The organism is Nocardioides hwasunensis (assembly GCF_014779665.1).
Lineage (GTDB): Bacteria > Actinomycetota > Actinomycetes > Propionibacteriales > Nocardioidaceae > Nocardioides > Nocardioides hwasunensis.
The window spans coordinates 83022-105519 of sequence record NZ_JACXYY010000006.1; the positions used below are offsets into that span (position 1 = coordinate 83022).

General features: G+C 71.4%; 23 protein-coding genes and 1 pseudogene. 16 read left to right on the forward strand and 8 right to left on the reverse strand.

Features of this window, described 5'->3' with window-relative positions:
* Positions 1-38 precede the first annotated feature (38 nt).
* Positions 39-458: a MarR family winged helix-turn-helix transcriptional regulator gene (locus tag IEZ25_RS14870; RefSeq protein WP_191200240.1), complete on the reverse strand. Its 420-nt coding sequence runs from the start codon at positions 456-458 to the stop codon at positions 39-41.
* 52 nt (positions 459-510) lie between these two features.
* Here IEZ25_RS14870 and IEZ25_RS14875 point away from each other — a divergent pair, with 52 nt between their 5' ends.
* The 3 genes from IEZ25_RS14875 to IEZ25_RS14885 all read left to right on the forward strand — a co-directional run bounded on the left by IEZ25_RS14875 (position 511) and on the right by IEZ25_RS14885 (position 2859).
* Positions 511-1497, forward strand: coding sequence for an SDR family NAD(P)-dependent oxidoreductase (locus tag IEZ25_RS14875; protein ID WP_191200241.1), 987 nt, complete (start codon positions 511-513; stop codon positions 1495-1497).
* 29 nt (positions 1498-1526) lie between these two features.
* Positions 1527-2186, forward strand: a complete 660-nt coding sequence (locus IEZ25_RS14880) for an NAD(P)H-dependent oxidoreductase (RefSeq protein WP_191200242.1) — start codon at positions 1527-1529, stop codon at positions 2184-2186.
* Between the two features lie 91 nt (positions 2187-2277).
* Positions 2278-2859 (forward strand): TetR/AcrR family transcriptional regulator, encoded by a 582-nt coding sequence (locus IEZ25_RS14885; protein ID WP_224749072.1) that lies wholly within the window; start codon positions 2278-2280, stop codon positions 2857-2859.
* Between the two features lie 64 nt (positions 2860-2923).
* On the opposite strand, the gene IEZ25_RS14890 is transcribed toward IEZ25_RS14885, so the two are convergent.
* The 5 genes and pseudogenes from IEZ25_RS14890 to IEZ25_RS14910 form a co-directional block, all read right to left on the reverse strand.
* Positions 2924-3682 carry a dienelactone hydrolase family protein gene (locus tag IEZ25_RS14890; protein ID WP_191200244.1) on the reverse strand — a complete coding sequence of 253 codons (759 nt, stop codon included), beginning with the start codon at positions 3680-3682 and terminating at the stop codon, positions 2924-2926.
* A gap of 56 nt (positions 3683-3738) precedes the next feature.
* Positions 3739-3822 (reverse strand): annotated as a pseudogene (locus IEZ25_RS22480) (30S ribosomal protein S14); the annotation flags it as partial.
* 22 nt (positions 3823-3844) lie between these two features.
* Positions 3845-3967: a 50S ribosomal protein L36 gene (locus IEZ25_RS14900; RefSeq protein ID WP_191200245.1), complete on the reverse strand. Its 123-nt coding sequence runs from the start codon at positions 3965-3967 to the stop codon at positions 3845-3847.
* The gene (gene rpmF, locus IEZ25_RS14905) at positions 3964-4155 is read right to left on the reverse strand and encodes a 50S ribosomal protein L32 (RefSeq protein ID WP_191200246.1); all 192 of its coding nucleotides are present in this window, start codon (positions 4153-4155) and stop codon (positions 3964-3966) included. Before rpmF ends, IEZ25_RS14900 begins: the two co-directional genes overlap by 4 nt.
* Positions 4156-4206: 51 nt before the next feature.
* On the reverse strand, positions 4207-5283 hold the full coding sequence (locus IEZ25_RS14910) for a CobW family GTP-binding protein (protein ID WP_191200247.1): 1077 nt from the start codon (positions 5281-5283) through the stop codon (positions 4207-4209).
* 183 nt (positions 5284-5466) lie between these two features.
* Here IEZ25_RS14910 and IEZ25_RS14915 point away from each other — a divergent pair, with 183 nt between their 5' ends.
* The 3 genes from IEZ25_RS14915 to IEZ25_RS14925 are packed head-to-tail and all read left to right on the forward strand — an operon-like array spanning position 5467 to position 9725.
* Positions 5467-5745: an HU family DNA-binding protein gene (locus IEZ25_RS14915; RefSeq protein WP_191200248.1), complete on the forward strand. Its 279-nt coding sequence runs from the start codon at positions 5467-5469 to the stop codon at positions 5743-5745.
* Between the two features lie 58 nt (positions 5746-5803).
* A complete protein-coding gene (locus IEZ25_RS14920) occupies positions 5804-7216 on the forward strand; it encodes a 3' terminal RNA ribose 2'-O-methyltransferase Hen1 (protein WP_191200249.1) in 1413 nt (470 codons plus the stop codon).
* On the forward strand, positions 7209-9725 hold the full coding sequence (locus IEZ25_RS14925; protein WP_191200250.1) for a polynucleotide kinase-phosphatase: 2517 nt from the start codon (positions 7209-7211) through the stop codon (positions 9723-9725). The genes IEZ25_RS14920 and IEZ25_RS14925 overlap by 8 nt, the downstream gene beginning before the upstream one ends.
* Here the strand turns inward: IEZ25_RS14925 and IEZ25_RS14930 are convergent, their stop codons facing one another.
* Positions 9726-10622 carry an EamA family transporter gene (locus IEZ25_RS14930; protein WP_224749073.1) on the reverse strand — a complete coding sequence of 299 codons (897 nt, stop codon included), beginning with the start codon at positions 10620-10622 and terminating at the stop codon, positions 9726-9728.
* Positions 10623-10705: 83 nt separating this feature from the next.
* On the opposite strand from IEZ25_RS14930, the gene IEZ25_RS14935 reads away from it, so the two are divergent.
* Entirely contained in the window at positions 10706-11569 is an 864-nt protein-coding gene (locus IEZ25_RS14935) for a LysR substrate-binding domain-containing protein (RefSeq protein ID WP_191200252.1), read from the forward strand.
* Between the two features lie 6 nt (positions 11570-11575).
* Here IEZ25_RS14935 and IEZ25_RS14940 read toward each other — a convergent pair whose 3' ends face one another.
* Positions 11576-12400 carry an IclR family transcriptional regulator gene (locus IEZ25_RS14940; protein WP_191200253.1) on the reverse strand — a complete coding sequence of 275 codons (825 nt, stop codon included), beginning with the start codon at positions 12398-12400 and terminating at the stop codon, positions 11576-11578.
* A 184-nt stretch (positions 12401-12584) separates the two neighbouring features.
* On the opposite strand from IEZ25_RS14940, the gene kduI reads away from it, so the two are divergent.
* The 9 genes from kduI (at position 12585) to IEZ25_RS14985 (ending at position 22287) form a co-directional block, all read left to right on the forward strand.
* Positions 12585-13400 carry a 5-dehydro-4-deoxy-D-glucuronate isomerase gene (gene kduI / locus IEZ25_RS14945; RefSeq protein ID WP_191200254.1) on the forward strand — a complete coding sequence of 272 codons (816 nt, stop codon included), beginning with the start codon at positions 12585-12587 and terminating at the stop codon, positions 13398-13400.
* Positions 13397-14155: an SDR family oxidoreductase gene (locus IEZ25_RS14950; protein WP_191200255.1), complete on the forward strand. Its 759-nt coding sequence runs from the start codon at positions 13397-13399 to the stop codon at positions 14153-14155. Before kduI ends, IEZ25_RS14950 begins: the two co-directional genes overlap by 4 nt.
* 140 nt (positions 14156-14295) lie before the next feature.
* A complete protein-coding gene (locus IEZ25_RS14955) occupies positions 14296-15384 on the forward strand; it encodes a sugar ABC transporter substrate-binding protein (RefSeq protein WP_191200256.1) in 1089 nt (362 codons plus the stop codon).
* A 2-nt stretch (positions 15385-15386) separates the two neighbouring features.
* Complete coding sequence (locus IEZ25_RS14960) at positions 15387-16400, forward strand: ABC transporter permease (protein WP_224749112.1); 1014 nt, start codon at positions 15387-15389, stop codon at positions 16398-16400.
* Complete coding sequence (locus IEZ25_RS14965) at positions 16397-17959, forward strand: sugar ABC transporter ATP-binding protein (protein ID WP_191200257.1); 1563 nt, start codon at positions 16397-16399, stop codon at positions 17957-17959. Before IEZ25_RS14960 ends, IEZ25_RS14965 begins: the two co-directional genes overlap by 4 nt.
* 1 nt (position 17960) lies before the next feature.
* Entirely contained in the window at positions 17961-18968 is a 1008-nt protein-coding gene (locus IEZ25_RS14970; RefSeq protein WP_191200258.1) for an ABC transporter permease, read from the forward strand.
* Positions 18969-19034: 66 nt separating this feature from the next.
* Positions 19035-20525, forward strand: a complete 1491-nt coding sequence (locus IEZ25_RS14975) for an aldehyde dehydrogenase family protein (protein ID WP_191200259.1) — start codon at positions 19035-19037, stop codon at positions 20523-20525.
* 20 nt (positions 20526-20545) lie between these two features.
* Positions 20546-21190 carry a bifunctional 4-hydroxy-2-oxoglutarate aldolase/2-dehydro-3-deoxy-phosphogluconate aldolase gene (gene eda / locus IEZ25_RS14980; RefSeq protein ID WP_191200260.1) on the forward strand — a complete coding sequence of 215 codons (645 nt, stop codon included), beginning with the start codon at positions 20546-20548 and terminating at the stop codon, positions 21188-21190.
* Positions 21187-22287, forward strand: coding sequence for a sugar kinase (locus IEZ25_RS14985; protein ID WP_191200261.1), 1101 nt, complete (start codon positions 21187-21189; stop codon positions 22285-22287). The genes eda and IEZ25_RS14985 overlap by 4 nt, the downstream gene beginning before the upstream one ends.
* Positions 22288-22498: the final 211 nt, after the last annotated feature.

A 22498-nucleotide genomic window follows, 5' to 3' on the forward strand; every position in this document is an offset into this window, starting at 1 on the left:
CGGTCCCGGCTCGGCCTGCTGAGCGCCCGCCCGGCGCCTCAGTGCGACTGGGCCGAGGCTGTGGCCAGCACGTGCAGGAGTGAGCGGAGCTCGCTCGCCGAGAGGCGCGCAAGTGGTGAGTCACGCAGCACCGTGGCGATCATGTCGGATCGGACCTGCACACCCTGCCGCGTGAGGGCGACCACGCGCCGGCGCTTGTCGGAGGAGGCAGTACTCCTGCGCACCAGCCCGGCGCTGTCGAGGCGGTCGAGCACGTAGGTCACGTTGGCCGCACTGCAACGCATCCCCGTCGCGATCTCGCCCATCGTCAGGGGATCGGCCTCGGGGTCCAGCCACCACAGAGCCAGGCCCGAGGTGAGCGACAGCCCATGGGTTCCGAGCACGTGCTCCGCGCTCGCGGTGGTGGTCGTCGCGAGGTCGTGCAGACCCAGAACTGCCCGCTCGAGATCCGTCGGCACGTCGACCCACCCTCCGTGAACCTTTCAGTGCCTGAAAGATAGCATGCGCGATATGCTTCAGTCATCGAAAGAAACGCCATGGAACCCGAGCTCGCTTCCCCGCGCATCCGACCGCGTCGTCGCGATCACCGGCGCCACCTCCGGCATCGGGTTCTTCGCCGCAGAGCAGCTGGTCGCCGCGGGCGCACGCGTCGTCCTGCTCGGGCGCAGTGAGGAGCGGCTCCGGCGTGCCGCACAGGCACTGTCCTCGCCGGCGGGGACGACGGCTCCACGAGCGGGTGCGGCGCGGGTCACCACGTTGTTGCTCGACACCTCCGACCTGGGGTCCGCCCGCGCGGCAGGGCGCGAGCTCGGGAGCCTGCCCCGCCTCGACGCCGTGATCGCGAACGCCGGAGTGGTTCAGCCCGCCGACGAGCGGCAGCTGTCCGTCGATGGCCACGAGATGGTGCTGGCGACCAACCATCTCGGTCACGTGGCGCTCCTGGCGTCCGCGTTCCCCGCGCTCGCGCGCACCCCTGGCAGCTCTTTCGTGTCCTGCGGCAGCTATGCCACGCGACACCGGCCCTTCGTGCTCGAGGACCTGCAGTCCGCGGACGACTTCTCTGCGCGATCGGCCTACGTCCAGTCCAAGCACGTCGTCGAGATCTTCGGCTTCGAGCTCGACCGACAGCTGCGCGCCGCCGGCTCGTCGGTGCGCTCGATCGTCACCCACCCGGGAGGCTGCATCGAGGCCATGACGCCACGGCGTCACGACATCGGCGGGTCTCCGCTCGCGGTGCGGGCAGCAGCATCGCCCTTCGGCCGGATCGCGCAGGGCAAGGACCGCGGAGCCTGGTCGATGGTCAGGGCTGCACTGGACGACTCCCTGCGCAGCGGGAGCTACGTGGGTCCTCGCCGAACTCGCACCGGACGCCCGGTCGTGACCAGCCCGGTGGACACCAGTCGTGACCCGCGGCTCGGGGCCGAGGTCTGGCGGACATCTCTCGCGCTGGCCGGCTCGAACGACCTGCACGACACGATCCGGCTTCTGGCCCCATGATCCTTACCTACCAATGGTAGGTTGACGTCATGACCACCGCACCGCGCACCCTCGTCGTCGTCGCCCACCCTGACCCCGACTCGCTCACCTGGACGGTCGCGGGTCGCGCCGCTGAACGACTGGCCGAGCTCGGGGGCGTCGAGGTGGCCGATCTCCACGGCGAGGGGTTCGACCCCGTGTTCTCCCCGGACGACCACAGGCACTACCGGTCGTGGACGGGAGCGGCGACGGCGGACGTCGTGGCGGAGCAGGCGCGCATCGACCGTGCCGCCCACCTGGTGCTGGTGTTCCCGGTCTACTGGTGGTCGATGCCGGCCATGCTCAAGGGGTGGGTGGATCGGGTCTTCGTCAACGGATGGGCCTTCGACAACGACCCCGACACCGGCATCTCGCCGCGCTTGGGGGACCTGACCATCCACCTCGTGGCGGTGGCCGGCGCGGATGACGGGCTCTACCAGCGTCACGGATACGAGAAGTCGATGCGCAACCAGCTCGAGCACGGGGTCATCGAGTACTGCGGTGCCGTGCCCGGTTCGACCGTCTTCCTCCACGACTCCGAGAACCGGGACCCGGCCGTGCGCGAAGCGGCCCTTGACCGCGCCGTCGCGGAGCTCGTCACGTCCGTCACCACGCCCACGCGGAACCGCCTCGGCAGGATCACCCCATCCGATCCGGCCGCAGCCGGATGAGCTGTCGGTGGGCGGGACGGTCGCACGGTCCGTCGGCCGGGTCCGGGCACGATGCTGTGCCATCATCCTCGCGATGGTGACGCGACGACGCATGACCAAGAGCGACCGGCGCGACCAGCTCGTCGAGGTGGCTCGCCGGATCGTGGTGGAGGAAGGCGCGGACGCCCTCACCCTGGGACACCTCGCCGTGGCCGCCGGCGTCTCGAAGCCGGTGGTCTACGACCACTTCGGGTCCAGGGCGGGGGTCCTGGTCGCGCTCTACGAGGACTACGACCGTCGCCAGACCGCCTTGCTGGTCGAGGCTCTCGACGCCACGCCCACGAGCCTCGACGCCCAGGTCGCGACGGTGGCGCGGTGCCACGTCGCCTGCGTCCTCGATCACGGCGCGGAGATCGGTGGCGTCGTGGCCGCGCTGTCCGGGACGCCGGCCATGGCGGAGGTCAAGCGAGGCTCCGACGCCGCCTACGTCGAGATCTGCCGGCGCGCCTTCGACCGGAGTGCCGCTCCGGCTGCGTGGACCGACGCCGCGGCCGTGGCCTTCCTGGGGGCGGCTGACGCGGTGTCGGAGGCCGCGCTCGACCAGACGATCACTCGCGCCGATGCCGAGTCCGCGCTGGTGGACCTGCTCGCATCCCAGCTGGCGCCCCGGCCAGGCGCCCGGCAGCAGCACTGAGCGGATCGGCCGGACAGGGTGCCCGCCTCCGGCCGCCGACGTCGGCGATCCTCGTGGCGTCAGCTCAGCGCAGGGCGCGCGCGAACAGCTCCCGCAGCTCGGTGAAGTGCCGCTCGGTGGCCGCCTCGTCGTACATCGAGGTGTCCGCCATCGTGTAGCCGTGGGGCGCGCCGGGATAGACGGCGGTGGTCGCCCTGACACCGGCCTCGCGCAGTGCGGTGTCGAAGGCAGCGATGGCCTCGGGAGGCATCGAGCCGTCGTGGTCGGCGTGCCCCGCGACGACCTCGGCGTGCAAGCGCGGCACGACGAGGTGGGGGCTGTCGTCGGCGTCGGTGACGATGCCGCCTCCGTGGAACATGCCGACGGCCCGGACCTGGTCGGGGAGCTGGGCAGCGGCGCGCAGCGCGAGCCGGGCGCCCATGCAGTAGCCGGTGACCCCCAGGACGCTCGCGTCGACATCGGGCTGGCCGGCCAGGGCCGCGACGTACGCAGGGAGGTCCCGCGCCGCCTCGTCCGGGGTGTGCGAGGCGACGAGCGGCATGACCGTGGGGAAGAACTTCTCGCGCTCGCCGGGGAGGCGGAGGTCGGTCGTGGGGGCGATGTCCGCCGCTGTTCCGTGCCGGTAGAAGACGTTCGGCGCCAGCACGGCGTAGCCCCAGTCTGCGATGCGGTCGGCCATCTCCTCGATGCGCGGTCGCAGGCCGATCGCGTCCATGAAGAGAAGCACCCCGGGCAGGGGTCCGTCCTGGGTGGCCGGCCCCGTCGCGTACGCCTCCGCGGTGCCGTCGTCGGTGGTGATCTGGATGCGACGTCCTCGAGTCATGCCGGCCATTGTGCTCTCGCCCTCGCGAACTGCGCCGGGCACCCGGCGGGCTGTTGTCAGGACGACGACTTGCCGATGCCCGGCACCTCGCTCGCGTGCGCGAGCCGACGGAAGGTGATGCGCGAGACCCCGGCCCGGCCGACGTATGCGGTGGAGGCGGGCTCAGCCCTGACGGGTCTTGAGCCGGGGGTTGCGCTTGTCGATGACGTAGGTCCGACCGCGGCGGCGCACGACCTGGGAGCCGGGCTGCTTCTTCGCCGACCGCAGCGAGTTGCGCACCTTCACGACGTCCTCCCGGCCCTGCCGGACGCGGGGCTGATCAGCCCGCGGTGCACGGCGCGGACCAGGCGTCGAGGGACGCGGTGCACCTCGCCGTCGACGGTGACGGCCACGAGGTCGGGTGCCGCTGCCTTCCACTGCGAGCGGCGGTGACGGGTGTTGCTGCGCGACGTGCGTCGCTTCGGGACTGCCATGGGCCCTCCTGGGTGGGGTGCGATGTCGTGCGTGGACGAGGAGAGGGGCGGTCAGGCGACGTCGCGGATGTCGCCGAGCCAGGGCTCGAGCCCGTCCTCGAGGACCCGCCAGCTCTGGGGCGCCCCGGCCGCCTCGGCGGGGGAGAGCAGGATGTCCTCGAAGGCGCGCGTGAGCTCGGCGGGTGGTGTGCCGAGGCCGGTGAACTGCAGCCGGGTGGTCGGCGTACGCCGACCCCAGGGTCCGTACGCGCCGATGCTCAGCTGTCCGCCGGCTCCCGACCACTCGAGCTGGCCGGCCGGCCGGGTCGGCAGCCAGAACGTGCCGCGTGCCCGGAACGGTCCGCTGCCCAGCCGTTCGATCTGGTCGAGCAGGCGGTCGGGGTGGAACGGGCGCGGTGAGCCCAGGCGGAGTCGCCAGGCCAGGCTCTCGCCCAGCGCAGGCAGCTCGGTCTCGAGGACCGGCGAGCACCAGCCCCGGGTGAGGACGTGTTGGTGCCGCCCGGTCGACATCTCGTGCGAGTCGACCTGGTCGACCCCCAGGACCAGGGGCACGCCCGGCCGCGCGAGCGCGCGCAGCAGGTCGGTCCCCTCGCGGCCGGGGTCGGCGTCGAGGACCACGTGGTCGGCGAGCTCGACCTGCGCGCACGCGACCTCGCCGACGCCGCGGTCGTCACCGGGGTTGGAGTGGACGTCGCGCTCGCGCAGCAGGTCGTTGCTGAGCAGGTCGCGCACCAGTCCGTCCGACGAGAGGGCGGCGACCACGCTGCTCAGCCGGAGGTGGCGGGCCAGCCTGCTGTCGCGGCCGAGGACGGTGGCCAGCCGACCGGCCTCGGTGCCCGTCGGCAGGCCGGCCACGATCGTGCTCCACTGGGGGACACGCGCCAGTCGCTCGAGGGTCGGCAGGATGTCCTCCCGCAGTGCGCAGTGGACGCACGCGTGCTCGAGCTGGACCTGCGCCTGCTCGAGCACGCCGGTCACGTCGCTGGCCGTCCGGGTGAGCACCTGTGAGTGCGGGTCGATGCGGTGTCGCACCGACACCGCCCGGGGCAGGTCCCAGGCGAGCGTCATCAGCGTGGAGTCCATCGCCACCGGGTCGACGCCGGTGACCACCACGAGCGAGGTCCTCATGCGCGACGTCCGTAACGCCGCTCGAACAGGCGACCGGTCGAGCGATCGCGGAAGGCCACGTGGCCGCAGGTGGGGTGGATGTCGTGCTTCATGCGTCCTCCTTGAAAACGAGAATCGTTCTCAAGTATGGCACACTCGAGGCGACGGGCAACTCCGCCCGGGACACGACACAGAGGAGCACCCATGAACCGCAAGGACCTCGTCGAGGACGTCGCCACCACGTCCGGGCTGAGCACAGCCCAGGCGGACGCCGCCGTGACCGCCGTCCTGACCGCCATCACCCGGAGCGTCGCCGGCGGGGAGCGCGTCACGCTGCCGGGCTTCGGCTCGTTCGAGCGGCGCGAGCGCGCCGCCCGGACCGGACGCAACCCGCAGACCGGTGAGGCGATGGAGATCGCGGCGGGCGCCTCGCCGGCGTTCAAGCCCGCGACGGCGTTCAAGGCCGCGGTGTCCGCGGGCTGACCTCGCGCCGAGCCAAAAGCGGTGGGGCCGGGTGCGAGGCATCGGGCAGACTCGCGCCGTGCTCCTCACCGTCACCACCACCCACCGGCCCGCCACGGACCTGGGCCACCTCCTGCACAAGCACCCGGATCGCGTGCAGGAGTTCGGCCAGTCCTTCGGGACGGTGACCGTGCTCTACCCCGAGGCCACCGAGGAGCGCTGCACGGCTGCGCTGGTGCTCAGCGTCGACCCGGTGCGCCTGGCACGCTCGCGCGCGAGGAACGCGCCCGACTTCAGCCTGTCGCAGTACGTCAACGACCGGTCGTACGCCGCCTCGTCGCTGCTCGGCGTGGCGATGGCCGACGTGTTCAGCACCGCGCGCAGCGGCACGTGCCGGTCTCGTCAGGAGCTCGCCGACTCCGCCATCCCGCTCGAGATCGGCCTGCCCGTGATCCCGTGCCGGGGTGGCGCCGACATCGCGCGCCGGGTCTTCGAGCCCCTGGGCTGGACGGTCGACGCGGAGCCGATCCCGCTCGACGAGGGCTTTCCCGAGTGGGGTGACTCGCGCTACGTCCGCCTGCGGCTGACGGGCGTCGTACGCCTCGCCGACGCGCTCAACCAGCTCCACGTGCTGCTGCCGGTGCTCGACGAGTCCAAGCACTACTGGCAGGGCGTCGATGAGGTCGACAAGCTGCTGCGCTCGGGTGACGGGTGGCTGGCCACCCATCCCGACGCAGCCCTCATCGCCCGCCGATACCTCGGCCGTCGCGGTCAGCTCACCCGCACCGCGCTGGCCCGTCTGGCCGAGCTCGGCGACGAGGTCGAGGAGGAGGTGGAGCCTGCGGCCGAGGAGGAGGTGCGGCAGCCGGAGGACGCGCGCGTGCCGCTCAACACGCAGCGCCACGACACGGTCCTCGCCGTCCTCGGCGAGCTCGGCGCCCGGTCGGTGATCGACCTCGGTTGCGGGCCGGGCCAGCTGCTCGACCGGCTGGTCGAGCAGGCCGACGTGACCCGCGTGGCCGGGACCGACGTGTCCACCCGGTCGCTGCAGCACGCCGCACGCCGGCTGCGGCTGGACCGGATGGGGGAGCGGCAGGCCGAGCGGATCACCCTGTTCCAGAGCGCGCTGACCTACGAGGACGACCGGTTCGCCGGCTATGACGCCGCCGTCCTGATGGAGGTGGTGGAGCACGTCGACCCGCCCCGGCTCGAGGCGCTCGAGCGGGTCGTCTTCGGCGCGGCCTCTCCAGGGGCGGTGGTGGTGACCACCCCCAACGCCGACTACAACCCGCTCTACGCAGACCTCGTCGGCCTGCGGCACCCCGACCATCGGTTCGAGTGGAGCAGGCAGGAGTTCGCCGACTGGTCCGACCGGGTCGCGGCGACGTTCGGCTACCGGGTCGAGCGGCGCGGCATCGGCGACCACGACGACGCGCTCGGACAGCCCACGCAGATGGCGATCTTCACCAGGACGGAGGACGACGATGACTGAGTCAGCGGACGTCCGGCGGCTGACGCTGCCCGCGATGGGACTCGTCGTCCTCGTCGGCGTCTCCGGCAGCGGCAAGTCGACCTTCGCGCGCCGGCACTTCAGGGCCACCGAGATCGTCTCGAGCGACTTCTGCCGCGGGCTGGTGGCCGACGACGAGAACGACCAGTCCGCCACGACGGACGCCTTCGACGTCCTGCACTACATCGTCGGCACGCGGCTGCGCAGAGGCCTGCTGACCGTCGTGGACGCCACGAGCGTGCAGCCCCCGGCGCGCGCGGCCCTGGTGAGGCTGGCGAAGAGCCACGACGTGCTGGTCGACGCCATCGTCCTCGACGTCCCCGAGTCGCTGGCCCACGAGCGCAACGAGCAGCGCCCCGACCGCGACTTCGGACGGCACGTCGTCGCCCGGCAGGCGCGCGACCTCAGGAAGTCGATGCGCCGGCTCACCAAGGAGGGCTTCCGCCGGGTGCACGTGCTGCGGGGGAGCGACGAGATCGACCACGTCGAGATCGCACGCGAGCGTCCGTGGAACGACCGGAGCGACGTGCACGGCCCGTTCGACATCATCGGCGACGTCCACGGGTGCGCCTCGGAGCTGCGCACGCTGCTGGTCGAGCTCGGCTGGACGCTGGCCTACGACGACGGGCTCGCTGTCGGCGCGAGCCACCCCGAGGGGCGGCAGGCCGTCTTCGTCGGCGACCTGGTCGACCGCGGACCAGACACCCCCGGCGTGCTCCGGCTCGTGATGGGCATGGTCGAGGCCGGCACCGCGCTGTGCGTGTCGGGCAACCACGAGGCCAAGCTGGTCCGCGCGCTGCGCGGCGCCCAGGTGAAGGTGGCGCACGGGCTCGCCGAGTCACTGGCGCAGCTGGCCGACGAGCCGGAGGACTTCCGCGACCGGGCCCTGACCTTCATGGACGGACTGATCAGCCACTTCGTCCTCGACGGCGGCCGGCTCGTCGTCGCGCACGCGGGGCTCAAGGAGAGCTACCACGGCCGGTCGTCGGGACGGGTGCGCGCGTTCGCCCTCTACGGCGACACGACCGGCGAGACCGACGACTACGGCCTGCCCGTGCGCTACCCGTGGGCGCAGGAGTACCGCGGCGAGGCGATGGTCGTCTACGGCCACACCCCCGTGCCCGCGGCGGAGTGGGTCAACAACACGATCTGCCTCGACACCGGCGTCGTCTTCGGCGGCAGCCTCACCGCGCTGCGCTATCCCGAGCGCGAGCTCGTCGCGGTGGAGGCGGAGCAGGAGTGGTACGAGCCGGTGCGACCGCTCGTGCCCGTCGACGACCGCGCCGCCACCGTGCTGCGCATCGACGACGTCGCCGGCACGCGGTGGCTGGAGACCACGCACGCCGGCAAGGTGAAGATCCCGGAGGAGAACGCCGCCGCGGCGCTGGAGGTGATGAGCCGGTTCGCCGTCGACCCGCGCTGGCTGGTCTACCTCCCGCCGACGATGTCGCCTGTCGCGACGTCGCGCCTCGAGGGCTATCTCGAGCACCCGGAGCAGGCGTTCGAGGAGTACGCCTCGTGGGGCGTCACGCGGGTGGTGTGCGAGGAGAAGCACATGGGCTCGCGCGCGATCGCGATCATCGCCCGGGACGCCGGCACCGCCGCCCGCCGCTTCGGGATCACCGACGGGTCGACCGGCGTGGTGCACACCCGCACCGGTCGGCCGTTCTTCGCCGACACGGCCCCGCTGGTCGAGCGGCTCCGCGACACGGCGGCACCGCTGTTCGCGTCGCTGGACACCGACTGGCTGGCGCTCGACTGCGAGCTGTTGCCGTGGTCGGCGAAGGCGACGGGGCTGATCACGTCGCAGTACGCCTCGGTGGGCGCGGCCGCGCGGCACGTCCTCCCCGAGGTGGTCGACGTGCTCGACCGGGCGGCTGCGCGCGGTCTCGACGTCGCGTCACTGAGGGAGGCGTCGATGCGACGGCTGGACCACGCGGTCGCCTTCCGCGACGCCTATGCGGCGTACGTCCGTCCCACCGACGGGCTCGACGGGGTGACGCTGGCGCCCTTCCAGGTCCTGGCGGTCGAGGGGCGCGTGCCTGCGCTGACCGAGTCGCACGAGTGGCACCTCGCCGAGCTGGCCAGGCTCGGAGGAGACCTCATCACCCCGACCCGGCACCGCTTCGTCGAGCTGTCGTCCCCCGAGGAGCGGGCGGCGGCGACCGAGTGGTGGCTCGACCTCACCGCCGCCGGCGGCGAGGGCATGGTCGTCAAGCCGGCGCACCTGACCGAGGGGCGCGTGCAACCGGGCATCAAGGTGCGCGGCCGGGAGTACCTGCGGATCATCTACGGGCCCGACTACACCGACTCGCTCGACGTCCTGCGCCAGCGCCACCTCGGCAAGAAGCGACAGCTCGCCCTGCGCGAGCACGGGCTGGGGCTGGAGGCGCTCACGGCCTTCGTCGGCCACGCGCCGCTCTGGAAGGTCCACCAGTCGGTGTTCGCCGTGCTCGCCCTGGAGTCCGAGCCGGTCGACCCCCGGCTGTGATCAGGCCCGGACGACGACGTCCTGCAGCTCGCCGGGGTCTGGATCGGGCTGGGAGGCGTCCGACCGGGTGCCGCTGCGCTCAGCCCCGATGCCGGCGGCGACCACCAGCAGGATGCCGGCGACAGCCACGCCGTTGGGCACCTGGCTCAGGGCCAGGAACCCGATGGCCAGCGCGAAGGCGGGCTCGAGCGCCATCAGCGTGCCGAAGGCGCCGGTCGTGAGGCGACGCAGGGCCAGGAGCTCGAGGGTGAACGGCACCACCGGCAACAGGATCGCGAGGCCGAGGCCGTAGACCAGCAGCTCCGGGGTCAGGTGGTCGACCACGCCCGGACCGGCGACGAGCGTGGCGACCACGCCCGCGACGGGCATCGAGATGGCCAACCCGCCCAGGCCGCTCACCGCGTCGCCCACGCGCTGCGTCAGCAGGATGTAGGCCGCCCAGCAGACCGCCGCGCCCAGTGCGCAGGCCACGCCCACCGGGTCGGCATGCCCGGTCCAGGGTTGCGTCAGGCACAGGACGCCGCCGGCCGCGAGCAGCGCCCACGCCCGACCGGTGCCGCGGCTGCGGGCCACGGCGATGGTCAGCGGGCCGAGGAACTCCAGGGCGCTGGCGGTGCCGAGCGGGAGCCGTGCCACGGCCTCCATGAAGAGGAGGGTGACGCCGGCGGTGACGACGCCGAGCGCGGTGCCGGCCAGGAGCGCCTCCCGGCTGTAGCGGCGGAGCCGGGGCCGGACGAGCAGGACCAGGAGGATGCCCGCCCAGAAGAGTCGCAGCCAGGCGGCACCGCTGGAGCCGATGTCGTCGACGAGGCCGACGGAGACGGCGAGCCCGAGCTGGACGCAGAGCATCGACGCCACCGCCATCGAGGCGCCGGTGCGGGCAAGGGAGCGAGTCATGGGGCCAGTGAAGGACATCGCGACTGTTCGTGTCCACGTGACTTTTCTGGACGTTTCGTTCACCTGATCGACACAATGGCGGGATGGACGTCAGGCGCCTGCGGATGTTGCTCGAGCTGTCACGTCTCGGATCGATGCACGAGGTCGCCGAGGCGTTGGGCACCACGACGTCCAGCGTCTCCCAGGGCATCGCTGCGCTCGCGCGCGACGTCGGGACTCCGCTGCTCGAGCCCGTCGGGAGGCGCGTCCGGCTCACCCCGGCCGGGCGGCGGCTCGCCGAGCACGCTGTCACGATCCTCGCCGCCGTCGAGGCCGCGCGGCTCGACCTGGACCCGACCTCGGAGCCAGCGGGGATCCTGCGTGTCGCCGGTTTCGCCTCGGCGATCCGCCGCTCGCTGCTGCCGGCCGTCGACGACCTCCGCCGCAGCCGGCCGGGCATCGAGGTGCGCATCCTCGAGCACGAGCCGCTCGAGGCCTTCGAGCTGCTGGCGCGCGACGAGGTCGACCTGGCCCTGGTCTACGACTACGACCTGGCGCCGGCGGAGTGGCGCGACGACCACGAGGTCACGTCGCTGTGGGGACTGGAGTGGGGGGTCGGGGTGCCGACGCGGGACCGGCGGCTGTCCCTGGCGGACCTCGCCGATCGCGACTGGATCGTGAACTCGCGCAACACCGCCGACGAGGACGCCCTGCGCACGCTCGCCTCCCGGGCCGGCTTCGTGCCGCGGGTGGTGCACCGCATCGACTCGCTCGAGCTGGTCGACGACCTCATCGTCGCCGGCGGGGGAGTCGCCCTGCTGCCGCGCGGGCGGACCGCGCGCCGCGGCGTGAGCGTCGTACGCCTGCGCGACACCGCGGTGACGCTGCGCGCGTTCGCCGTGGTCCGACGGGGGCGTGACACGTGGCCGCCCCTGCGCGCGGTGATGGAACGGCTGGCGGCGGGCTGAGGTCGCTCAGCGCACCATGCTGTTGCCGTGCACGGCGGCGAGGCGGGCCTTGACGCTGAGGAGGGTCTCGATGATGAGGTCCTCGCGGCCGTTGTCGAGGCGGCTGATCGGCACCGCGACGCTGAGGGCGTCGACCGCCGCGTGGCTGAACGGGAGCGCGACGCCGAAGCAGCGCACGCCCATGCAGGACTCCTCGCTCTCGGTGGCGTATCCCTGGACGACGGCGCGGTCGATGATCTCGAGCACCGCCTCCTTCTTGGTGGTCGTGTTGGGGGTGATCGCGGTGATGTGGTCGGGCACCATGTCGACGCGCATCGCCTCGGGCAGCTCGGCGAGCAGCGCACGGCCGAGCGAGGTGGCGTAGGCCGGCAGGCGGCGACCGACGGCGGAGTGCATGCGCAGCGGGTGCATCGACTCACGCTTGGCGGTGTAGATGACGTCGTGGCCGTCGAGACGTCCGAGGTGCACGGTCTCCTCCGTGGCCGTGGCGACCTCGTCGAGCACCGACTGCGCGCGGGCGAGCACCGGGTCGCCGTCGAGGTAGGCCGAGCTCACCACGAGCGAGTGGATGCCGAGCTGGTAGACGCTGCCCGTCGGGTCGGTCTGCAGCCAGCCGCGGTCAGTCATGGTGCGCAGCAGGGCGTGCAGGCTGCTCTTGGGGATGCTCAGCCGCGTGGACAGCTGGAGCTGGGTCCCGGGTCCGTTGGCCGCGATCTCGTCGAGGAGGTCGAGCGCACGGGCGGCCGACTTCACCGGTCCGGCGGGGCCCGTGCCGCTGACGTCCTTGAGCGCGGAACCGCCCTTGGTGGCTAGTCCGGTCTGTTGAGCCATGGCCGTTCTCCTCGGTTCGGAGTCATGAAGGCACCAGGACGTACCCCCGTACGAAAGTAGCGTAGCGCGGGTTCGCATATCTGGACAGCATTCAGGTGCTTGACCGGTGACGGCCGTCACGTATATCGTCGAACTCAGTTCACATAGACGAACGCAGTTCATAACGCCGAGGAGTGTCACCACCATGCAGGTTCGCTATTCCACGTCTCCGACCAGTGCGGAGACCGCCACCACGGCCGACCTGCGTGAGACCTTCCTGGTCCAGGACCTGTTCGTCGAGGGCGAGGTGAACGCGACGTACACCCACGAGGACCGCATGGTCATCGGTGGCGCGGTCCCCGGCTCCGGCCAGCTCGAGCTGCCGGCGTACACCGACGTCCTCGGCACCGAGAGCCACCTCGAGCGCCGCGAGCTCGGCATCATCAACGTCGGCGGTGCCGGCCACGTCCTGGTCGGCGACGAGAAGTTCGAGCTCGAGCACCTCGACGGCCTCTACGTCGGACGGGGGAGCGAGGTCACCTTCGCCGGCGCCGACGCCGCCTTCTACTTCGTCTCCGCCTCCGCCCACGCGACCTACCCCTCGGCGCTGCTCAAGCACCAGGAGGTCGAGCCCGTCGCGCTCGGCTCGTCCGACGCCGCGAACGAGCGCAACCTCTTCCGCTACGTGTGGGGGCAGGACGTCGAGACCTCCGTCCTCCAGTTCGGGGTCACCGTCATCGCCAACGGGTCGGTGTGGAACACCTTCCCGCCGCACCTCCACGCGCGCCGCACCGAGATCTACTGCTACGTCGACCTGGCCGAGGACGACCGCGTCTTCCACTTCATGGGGCAGCCGGGCCAGACCCGCCACCTCGTCATGAAGAACCGCGAGGCCGTCATCGCCCCGCCGTGGTCGATCCACGCGGGCGCCGGGACCGGTTCCTACGCCTTCATCTGGGCGATGGCCGGCGAGAACAACTGCTACACCGACCTCGCGCCCGTCGCGGTGGAGGACCTGTGACGTCCTCGCCCTTCGACCTGACCGGCCGCAGCGCGGTCGTCACCGGCGCGAGCCGCGGCATCGGCCTGGCGATCGCCCTCGGGCTCTCGCGGGCCGGGGCCGAGCTCGTCCTGGTCGGTCGCCCCGGGAGCAACGACGCGACCCGTGAGGCCGTCGTCGACCTCGGTGGCAAGGTCGACGTGGTCGACCTCGACATGGGCGACCTCGACGCCGTCGAGCGTGTCGGCGGCGAGCTCGCCGCCTCGCGACAGGTCGACATCGTGATCAACAACGCGGGCGTCATCGACCGCCAGGACACCGTCGACCTCGCACGCGAGGACTGGCAGCGCGTCCTCGACGTCAACCTCAACGGCGTCTTCCTGCTCAGCCAGCAGGTCGGCCGCACCATGGTCGAGCGCGGGCACGGCAAGATCGTGAGCATCGCCAGCCTCCTCACCTTCCAAGGCGGCATCCGGGTGGCGTCGTACGCCGCCAGCAAGCACGCCGTCGCGGGCGTGACCAAGGCCCTGGCCAACGAGTGGGGACCGCACGGTGTGCAGGTGAACGCGATCGCGCCGGGCTACATCTCGACCGACAACACCACGGCGCTGCGCGAGGACCCCGACCGCTCGCGCTCGATCCTCGAGCGGATCCCGGCCGGACGCTGGGGCTCCGCCGACGACATCGCCGGCGCCGCGGTGTTCCTCTCCTCCTCCGCCGCCGACTACGTCAACGGCCACGTGCTGGTCGTCGACGGCGGCTGGATGGCTCGCTAGACCTGCACCATCCTCTCCACCCGCACCACCGCACCACCGCACCACCGCACCACCGCAAGGAATCCATCACCTCGGGGCACCACCTGACCCAGTCAGTCCCACCGCCGGACACCGGCACCGAAAGAGAATGAGGATCGACCATGAAGTTCACCTCTCGACCGACCGCAGTCGTGCTCGGCCTGACCCTGGCTGCCGCCGCTCTCGCCGGCTGCAGCGAAGAGGCAAGCGGCGGCGGCGGTGGCGGCGGCTCCGAGGCCTCCGCCTGCGCGCCCGAGGACGTCACCCTGGTGGGCCAGGTGCGCAACGAGTCCAACCCCTACGAGGCGTCCTGGCTCGACGGCGGCGACGCCTTCGCCGAGCAGGTCGGCCTCGAGCAGCAGCGCCTGACCTACGACGCCGACTCGACCAAGCAGCAGGAGCAGATCAGCCAGCTGCTCGCCGGCAACACCGACTGCCTCGTCATGAACATCCTGCCCAACGGCGACTCCGACACCCTGCCGATCGTCGAGGGTGCCCAGGAAGCCGGAGCGTTCCTCGTCACCCAGTGGAACAAGCCGGCCGACGTCAACGTCGCCGACTACGACCAGTGGCTGAGCCACATCACCTACAACGGTGTCGAGTCGGGCAAGCAGATCGGCGACGCGCTCGCCGAGGCCATCGGCGGCTCCGGCGGCATCATCGCCCTCCAGGGCATCCTGGACACCGGCGCCGCGAAGGACCGCTACGCCGGTCTGGAGGAGTCGCTGGAGGAGAACGGCGACGTCGAGCTGCTCGACCAGCAGACCGCCAACTTCTCGCGCGACGAGGCGCTGTCGGTCACCAAGACGCTGCTCACCAAGCACGGTGACAAGATCAAGGGCATCTGGGCCGCCAACGACGACATGGCGCTCGGCGCGCTGGCCGCCCTCGAGCAGGCCGGCCGTGACGACGTGGCCGTCGTCGGCATCGACGCCGTCCCGGACGCGCTGACCGCCATCGAGGACGGCACCATGACCGCGACCGTCTCCTCCGACGGCCCGTGGCAGGGTGGCATCGGCCTGGCGATCGGCTACTGCGTCGCCACCGGCGAGCTCGCCGCCGAGGACATCTCCGACGACGACCGCGCCTGGTTCGCCGAGCAGTTCCTCATCACCGACGACAACGTCGGCGACTTCACCTCCCCGGTGGTCGACGAGGCCGACTTCGAGTGCGACAACGTGTTCAGCCGTTCGCAGGGCGCGATTTCGTGACCATGACATCCCCCGCCAAGGCCGACGACGAGGTCGTGCGCGCGCCACGCCCCCAGCCTCGGCGGGGGGTGTCGCTCGGGGACGCAGGTCCCCCGATCGCCCTGGTGGTCATCATCGGCATCTTCTCGCTGCTGAGCCCCGACTTCCGCACGATCGCCAACCTGCAGAACGTCATGGACGCGGCGGCGGTGCTCGCCGTCGCGACCTGCGGCATCTCCTTCGTGCTGATGATGGGGTCGATCGACCTCTCGGTGCCGGGAGTGATGGGGGCCTCCGCCATCGCGGTCGCCCTCCTGGTGGCCAACAACCGCAACGACAACGACCTGGGACTTCTCGGGGTCCTGGTCGCGGTCCTGCTGGGTGCGGCCCTCGGCTGCCTCAGCGGGATGGCCCTCGTCAGCCTCAAGGTGCCGTCCTTCATGACCACGCTCGGCGTCTCGGCCGTCGGGCTCGGCATCGCGACCCTGATGTTCTCGGGCGTCCAGCCCAACATCTCCGACGCGATGCTGCGCGGCTGGGCCGTGAACCGCTTCCTGGGCCTGGCCTACCTGACGTGGATCGCTCTCGGGTGCGTGCTCGTCGGCTGGCTCATCCAGCGCTACTCGCGCCTGGGCCGCTACGCCTACGCCATCGGCGGTGCCGAGGAGGTGCTCGCGCTCTCCGGGGTCAAGGTGGCCCCCTACAAGGTCGCCGTGTTCACCCTGGCCGGGTCGTTCTACGCCCTGGCGGGCGTGATGGTGACCAGCCAGCTCAGCGCGGGCCTGGTCCAGGCGGGCAAGGGCTACGACTTCGCAGCGATCACGGCGGCCGTCGTGGGCGGCACCCTGCTCACCGGCGGTCGCGGGGGAGTGCTCCACTCCGCCGTCGGCGTGCTCCTCGTCATCGTCCTCCAGAACGGCCTGGTCCAGATCGGCGTCAGCCCCTACTGGCAGGGCGGTGTGCAGGGCCTCATCGTGGTCGCCGCCGTCTCGGCCGCGGTCCTTCCCCAGCGTCGTAGGAACCAGGTGACGAAATGACCACCAACCTGCAGCCCCACCCCGAGACGGACGCCTCCGCACCGGTCAACGCCCTCGAGGTGCGCGGCCTGGTCAAGCACTATCCGGGCGTCAAGGCCCTCGACGGCGTCGACCTGGTCGTGCGCCAGAACGAGGTGCTCGGCCTCGCCGGCGAGAACGGCGCCGGCAAGTCCACCCTGCTCAAGGCCCTGGTCGGCCTGGTCCGGCCCGACGCGGGCGAGATCTGGGTGCGCGGCGAGAAGGTGAGGCTGCGCAGCGTCGTCGAGGCCGCCGACCACGGCATCGGCATGGTGTTCCAGGAGCAGTCGCTCGTCCCGAACCTCACCGCCGCCGAGAACATCGTGCTCGGCAGCGAGGGCCCGGGCGTCCGGCGCGGCATCTACCGCTGGGACACGATGCGCAAGCTGGCGCAGGAGCAGCTCGACAAGATCGGCTCGCACATCGATCCCCTCGCGCGCACCGACTCGCTGTCGTTCGCCGAGCGCCAGATGGTGGAGATCGCCAAGGTGCTCCGCATCGAGGAGCGCACCTCCCACCCGCCCGTGATCATCCTCGACGAGCCGACCTCGGTGCTGGAGTCGAAGGAGATCGAGACGCTCTTCAGCCAGGTGCGTCGGCTGCGCGAGTTCGCCTCGGTCGTCTTCGTCTCGCACCGCCTCGACGAGGTGCTCGACGTCTGCGACCGCGTCGCCGTGCTGCGCGGCGGCCAGTCGGTCGGCGAGACGCCCACGGCCGGCGCGGTCCCCTCCGACCTGCACCGCCTGATGATCGGCTCCACCGGGTCCGACGACCACTACCACGAGGGCCTGTCCGAGCGGTCCGTCGCCGACAGCGAGCCGCGGCTGGTCGTCAAGGGCATGTCCGGCAAGACCTTCCGCGACGTCGACCTCGACGTGCGCGCAGGCGAGATCGTCGGCATCGTCGGCGTGCACGGCTCCGGGCGCGAGGACGTGTGCCGTGCCCTCTTCGGGGCCGAGCCGACCCTGGCCGGCGAGGTCACCCTCGACGGCGCGAAGCTCGACCTGTCCGGCACGCGTGCCGCGGTCGCGTCCGGGATCGGCTACGTCCCGGCGGAGCGCAAGATCGAGGGCATGGTCGGGCCGATGTCGGTCGCCGACAACATGACGCTCACCAAGCAGAAGTCCCGCTGCGCCGGACCGATGGTGGTGCCGCAGAAGCAGGCGACCCTCGTCGACAAGTGGATCGAGCGGCTCTCGATCCGCACCCCGCACCGCGGCACGCAGATCGGCCGGCTGTCCGGCGGCAACCAGCAGAAGGTCGTCCTGGCTCGCTGGCTGGTGGCCGGCGACATCCGGCTGCTCCTGCTCGACCACCCCACGCGCGGCCTCGACATCGGCGCGCGCTCGGAGGTCTACCGCCTCATGCGCGAGCTCGCCAACAGCGGCGTGGCCACCGTGCTGCTCGCCGACAGCCTCGAGGAGGCCATCGGCATGTCCGACCGGATCATCGTGATGAACGACGGCCGGGCGACCAAGGAAGTGGCCTGCCCCTCCGGTGGCAAGCCGACGCCCCTCGACCTGGTGAAGGAGATGGTCTGACATGAGCACCCCCGTCATCGCCGACCCCGCGTCCAACCCGGCGGCCGAGCCGGCCGTCGTCAAGGGCGGGCCCACCCTGGGCCAGCGCGTCACGTCGTTCATGCCGGTCATCGCCCTCGTGGCGCTGCTCACCGCGCTCACGATCGCCGATCCCGACTTCCTGACGCAGCGCAGCCTCACCGCGGCCGTCCGCACGTCGGCGCCGCTCGTCGTGCTGGCAGCAGGTGCCACGCTCGTGGTGCTGTGCGGAGGCATCGACCTGTCGATCGCGGCGCTCTGCTCGCTGTCCACCGTGCTCTTCGCGATGTGGCTGCCGGACATGGGGGGGCTCACGATCCTGGCCGTGATCGCTGCTGCGGGTGCGATCGGAGCCGTCCAGGGCCTCGCCCACGTGCTGCTCCGGATCCCGTCGTTCGTCGTGACGCTCGGTGGTCTGAGCATCTTCTCCGCGATCGCTCTCGTCATCTCCGACGCCGGCCCGATCCGCGTCGTCGACCGCGACTCGACCAAGTGGCTCAACCTCTACGTCGCCGGCTACGTGCCGATGTCGTTCTTCGTCGCGCTGCTCGTCGTCGCGGTCGTGTCCCTGATCCTCAAGCTCACGCCCCTCGAGAGCTTCGTCAAGGCCATCGGCTACTCCGAGTCCGCAGCGCGGCTCGCCGGCACGCCGGTCGACAAGGTCAAGGTCGCTGCCTTCACGGTCTCCGGCGCCTGCGCCGGCCTCGCGGCGGTCATGCTCGCCTCCCGCAACTTCAGCGGCAGCCCGACCATGGCCGACAACCTGCTGCTGCCCGCCGTCGCGGCCATCGTGGTCGGCGGCACCGCGATCACGGGCGGCCACGGCTCGCTCTGGCGCAGCCTCGCGGGTGCCCTCGTGGTCACGCTCCTGCGTGTCGGCCTGCCGATCGTCGGCGTCCCGTCGGCCTGGGAGCAGATCCTCTACGGCGCGATCATCGTCGCCGCCGTCGCGCTGACCCTCGACCGTTCGAAGGTGGCGATCATCAAGTAGTCGCGCCTGGCCGATCCCCCCGCCACACCAGAACCCCGCACGCAATCTCGCACCGGAAGGCTTCTCATGTCCGAGAACTCCCAGCTCCTGCCCGCCGTCTCCTCGTTCCTCTCCTCCCCGCGCCAGCTGCTCATCGACGGCGAGTGGGTCGACGCGAAGGACGGCAAGACCTTCGACACGATCAACCCCGCCACCGAGGAGGTCCTCGCCACGGTCGCCCAGGCCTCGGCCGTCGACGCGGACCGCGCCGTCGTGGCCGCCCGCAACGCCTTCGAGTCCGGCTCGCCCTGGTCGAAGATGACGCCGCGCGACCGCTCGCACCTGCTCTGGCGCATCGGCGACCTGATCGACGAGCGCATCGAGGAGTTCGCCCAGCTCGAGTCCCTCGACAACGGCAAGAGCCTCGCGTCCGCCCGCGGCGACGCCGGCGTGGCCGCCGAGCTGTTCCGCTACTTCGCCGGCTGGGCCACCAAGATGGAGGGCACGACCATCCCGATGTCGGTGCCGGGTCGTGAGTTCCACGCCTACACCCGTCGTGAGGCCATCGGCGTCGTCGCCGGCATCGTGCCGTGGAACTTCCCGCTCACCATGGCGGCCTTCAAGGTGATCCCGTCGATCACCGCCGGCAACACCGTCGTCCTCAAGCCCGCTGAGCAGACCCCCCTGACCGCGCTCTACCTCGGCCAGCTCCTGCTTGAGGCCGGCGTGCCCGCCGGTGTCGTCAACGTGCTGCCCGGCTTCGGCGACGCCGGTGCCGCGCTCGTCGACCACTTCGACGTCGACAAGGTCGCCTTCACCGGCTCCACCGAGGTCGGCAAGAAGATCGCGGCCGGCGCCTCGAAGAACCTCAAGAAGGTCTCGCTCGAGCTCGGCGGCAAGGCGCCCAACATCATCTTCAACGACGCCGACCTCGAGGCGGCCATCGCGGGCGCCGCGCTCGCCGGCTACTTCAACGAGGGCCAGTGCTGCGTCAACGGCTCGCGCCTCTACGTCCAGCGCGACGTCTTCGACCAGGTCATCGAGGGCGTCGCCGCGGCGGCCAAGGCGATCAAGGTCGGCGACGGCTTCGACCCCAGCACCACGATGGGCCCGCTCGTCTCGCAGGAGCAGCACGAAAAGGTCATGGGCTACGTGGCCGGCGCGGTCAAGGACGGCGCCAACATCGTCGCGGGCAGCCCCGAGCGTGCGGCCGAGAAGGGCTACTTCTTCTCGCCGACCCTCATCACGGGCGTCACCGAGGACATGGCCGTCCAGACCGACGAGATCTTCGGCCCCGTCATCACGGCCATCCCGTTCGACACCGAGGAGGAGGTCGTCGCCGCCGCCAACAACACCGTCTACGGCCTCGCCGCCGGCGTGTGGTCCAAGGACCTCGGCACCGCCCACCGCGTCGGCAGCAAGCTGCGGGCCGGCACGGTGTGGCTCAACACCTGGCACGCCGACGACGTGACGCTGCCCCGTGGCGGCTTCAAGCAGTCCGGTTGGGGTCGCGAGCTGGGCTCGTTCGGCCTCGACGACTACACCGAGCTCAAGACCGTCATCGCCGAGCTCCGTTGATCGAGGGGTCTGTTCCTACCGTGAATCCCACTGACGTCCTGGGCGGCCACCGCATCGTGCCGGTGGTCGTCCTGGACGACCCAGCCAAGGCCGACGCCCTCGGCGCGGCCCTCGTGCAGGGCGGGCTGCCGGTCGCCGAGGCGACCTTCCGCACGCCCGAGGCCGCGGCGGTGCTGCGCCGGCTCGCCCTCAACGACGACCTGGTCGTCGGCGCCGGCACCGTGCTGACCGAGCGCCAGGTCGACGAGGCGATCGAGGCCGGGGCGCGGTTCGTCGTGTCCCCGGGGCTCAGCGCGGCCGTCGTACGACGCTGCCAGGACGCCGGCGTGCCGGTGATCCCGGGCGTCGCGACGCCGAGCGAGATCATGCTCGCCCTCGACCTGGGCCTCGACACCGTGAAGTTCTTCCCGGCCGAGGCCAACGGGGGACTGTCGACGATCAAGGCGCTCGCCGCCGCCTTCCCGCAGGTGCGCTTCATGCCCACCGGCGGGATCACCGTGGACACCGCCCCGACCTACCTGGCCCACCCGTCCGTCGCCGCCGTCGGCGGCAGCTGGATGGTGGCCGGCGACCTGCTCAAGGCAGGTCGCTGGGACGACGTGGCCGCGAAGTGCGCTGCGTCCACCGCCCTCTACGCACCAGACCTGCAAGGAGCGACTGCATGACCATCGAGACCCGACCCGTCGAGGAGTGCGAGCTCGACATCGTCGCGCTCGGGGAGGTGATGCTGCGCCTGGACCCGGGGGAGGGGCGCATCCGCACCGCCCGTCGGTTCGAGGCCTGGGAGGGTGGCGGTGAGTACAACGTCGCCCGCGGCATGCGGAAGGTCTTCGGCAAGCGCGCCGGAGTAATCACCGCGCTGGCCGACAACGAGATCGGCCACCTGGTCGAGAACCTGGTCATGCAGGGTGGTGTGGACACCTCGCTGATCCGCTGGGAGTCCTACGACGGCATCGGGCGCACGGTGCGCAACGGCCTCAACTTCACCGAGCGCGGCTACGGCGTCCGCGGCGCGGTCGGCGTCTCCGACCGCGCCAACACCGCCATCGCCCAGATGAAGCCCGGCACCATCGACTGGGACGACCTCTTCGGCCGCCGTGGCGTCAGGTGGCTCCACACCGGTGGGATCTACGCCGCACTGTCCGAGAACGCCGCAGCGGTGGCCGAGGAGGCGATGGCGGCCGCGCAGAAGCACGGCACCGTGGTCTCCTTCGACCTCAACTACCGCCCGAGCCTCTGGGCCGGCATCGGTGGCCCCGAGTTCGCCCGCGACGTCAACACCCGGCTCGCCGGGCACGTCGACGTGATGATCGGCAACGAGGAGGACTTCACCGCCGCGCTCGGCTTCGAGGTCGCACACGTCGACGAGAACCTGAGCTCGCTGCCGATGGACAGCTTCGAGGTGATGGTCGGAACGGTCGCGGAGAAGATGCCGTGGTTCAAGGTGATCGCCACGACGCTGCGCACGGTCCACTCGGCCAGCGACAACGACTGGCAGGCCATCGCCTGGTCGCCGGACACGGGCGTGCTCGCCTCGACCCCCCGCGACCACCTCGGCATCTTCGACCGGGTCGGCGGCGGCGACGGCTTCGCCTCCGGACTCGTCTACGGCCTGCTCGAGGGCGAACCCCTCCAGCAGTGCCTCGAGCTGGGCGCCGCCCACGGCGCGCTGGCGATGACGACACCCGGTGACACGTCCATGGCGACAGCCGCGGAGGTGCGTGCCCTGGCCGGTGGCGGGAGCGCGCGCGTACGTCGCTGAGCCGACCGGCTGAGCACCGGAGACGGGCCATCCGGCCCCACCCCCAGACCAGGTCTGGGCGGTCGACCCCGTGCGGGGGATCGGCCGCCCAGGCCTGTTTTCACGTATCTGAACGTCTTTGATACATAGTTCACAATTCTGGACAGAGTTCTTGACTCTGTGTGATGGCCGTCATACCTTCCTCGATGTCTCGTGAGCGCTGACCGCACCC

What these genes read in the sequence shown, in the direction of transcription:
- IEZ25_RS14875 (WP_191200241.1), top strand. Translation starts at nt 511, where the DNA reads ATGCTTCAGTCATCGAAAGAAACGCCATGGAACCCGAGCTCGCTTCCC.
- IEZ25_RS14880 (WP_191200242.1), top strand. Translation starts at nt 1,527, where the DNA reads ATGACCACCGCACCGCGCACCCTCGTCGTCGTCGCCCACCCTGACCCC.
- IEZ25_RS14885 (WP_224749072.1), top strand. Translation starts at nt 2,278, where the DNA reads ATGACCAAGAGCGACCGGCGCGACCAGCTCGTCGAGGTGGCTCGCCGG.
- IEZ25_RS14890 (WP_191200244.1), bottom strand. Translation starts at nt 3,682, where the DNA reads ATGACTCGAGGACGTCGCATCCAGATCACCACCGACGACGGCACCGCG.
- rpmF (WP_191200246.1), bottom strand. Translation starts at nt 4,155, where the DNA reads ATGGCAGTCCCGAAGCGACGCACGTCGCGCAGCAACACCCGTCACCGC.
- IEZ25_RS14910 (WP_191200247.1), bottom strand. Translation starts at nt 5,283, where the DNA reads ATGAGGACCTCGCTCGTGGTGGTCACCGGCGTCGACCCGGTGGCGATG.
- IEZ25_RS14915 (WP_191200248.1), top strand. Translation starts at nt 5,467, where the DNA reads ATGAACCGCAAGGACCTCGTCGAGGACGTCGCCACCACGTCCGGGCTG.
- IEZ25_RS14925 (WP_191200250.1), top strand. Translation starts at nt 7,209, where the DNA reads ATGACTGAGTCAGCGGACGTCCGGCGGCTGACGCTGCCCGCGATGGGA.
- IEZ25_RS14930 (WP_224749073.1), bottom strand. Translation starts at nt 10,622, where the DNA reads ATGACTCGCTCCCTTGCCCGCACCGGCGCCTCGATGGCGGTGGCGTCG.
- IEZ25_RS14935 (WP_191200252.1), top strand. Translation starts at nt 10,706, where the DNA reads ATGGACGTCAGGCGCCTGCGGATGTTGCTCGAGCTGTCACGTCTCGGA.
- IEZ25_RS14940 (WP_191200253.1), bottom strand. Translation starts at nt 12,400, where the DNA reads ATGGCTCAACAGACCGGACTAGCCACCAAGGGCGGTTCCGCGCTCAAG.
- kduI (WP_191200254.1), top strand. Translation starts at nt 12,585, where the DNA reads ATGCAGGTTCGCTATTCCACGTCTCCGACCAGTGCGGAGACCGCCACC.
- IEZ25_RS14955 (WP_191200256.1), top strand. Translation starts at nt 14,296, where the DNA reads ATGAAGTTCACCTCTCGACCGACCGCAGTCGTGCTCGGCCTGACCCTG.
- IEZ25_RS14960 (WP_224749112.1), top strand. Translation starts at nt 15,387, where the DNA reads ATGACATCCCCCGCCAAGGCCGACGACGAGGTCGTGCGCGCGCCACGC.
- IEZ25_RS14965 (WP_191200257.1), top strand. Translation starts at nt 16,397, where the DNA reads ATGACCACCAACCTGCAGCCCCACCCCGAGACGGACGCCTCCGCACCG.
- IEZ25_RS14970 (WP_191200258.1), top strand. Translation starts at nt 17,961, where the DNA reads ATGAGCACCCCCGTCATCGCCGACCCCGCGTCCAACCCGGCGGCCGAG.
- IEZ25_RS14975 (WP_191200259.1), top strand. Translation starts at nt 19,035, where the DNA reads ATGTCCGAGAACTCCCAGCTCCTGCCCGCCGTCTCCTCGTTCCTCTCC.
- IEZ25_RS14985 (WP_191200261.1), top strand. Translation starts at nt 21,187, where the DNA reads ATGACCATCGAGACCCGACCCGTCGAGGAGTGCGAGCTCGACATCGTC.